This window comes from Pseudomonas sp. P20 (assembly GCF_016463925.1).
GTDB lineage: Bacteria > Pseudomonadota > Gammaproteobacteria > Pseudomonadales > Pseudomonadaceae > Pseudomonas > Pseudomonas aeruginosa.
Genome location: NZ_JAEMVM010000109.1, coordinates 1 through 481, shown reverse-complemented (window position 1 = coordinate 481; position 481 = coordinate 1). Strand labels below are relative to the sequence as shown.

The window sequence follows — 481 nt, the reverse complement described above, 5'->3', positions numbered from 1 at the left end:
TGACCTGGTAGGTCAGGCTCGGATCGGCATCGCCGTAGACCTTGGTCTTGGCGTCGGCGATCACATTGAGCAGTGCCTTGGTGATGGTCAGGTTATTGCCCTGGTAGCTCAGGTCGTAGTTACCGCTGTTCAATGCCAGATCGCCCTGGTTGATGCCATACACACCCACGTTCTCGCCTGCGTCGCGGTTCAGCCCGCCGGTCAGGATCGAGCCGGCGCTGTCACCGTTCCTCAGGCCGCTGACCTGGTAGGTCAGGCTCGGGTCAGCGTCGCCATAGACCTTGGTCTTGCCGTCGGCGATCACATTGAGCAGCGCCTTGGTGATGGTCAGGTTGTTGCCCTGGTAAGCCAGGTCATAGTTACCGCTGACCAGACCCAGGCCACCCTGGTTGATGCCGTACACGCCGACATTCTCGCCAGCCACGCGGCTCAGGCTGCCACTGTTGAGCACCGCGCCAGCGGTATCGCCGTTCTTCAGGCC

General features: G+C 61.7%; 1 protein-coding gene. It reads right to left on the bottom strand.

Annotated features, from left to right (window positions below):
- The coding region (locus JHD77_RS31990; RefSeq protein WP_267907599.1) for an MBG domain-containing protein at window positions 1–481 on the bottom strand (481 nt) is incomplete at both ends.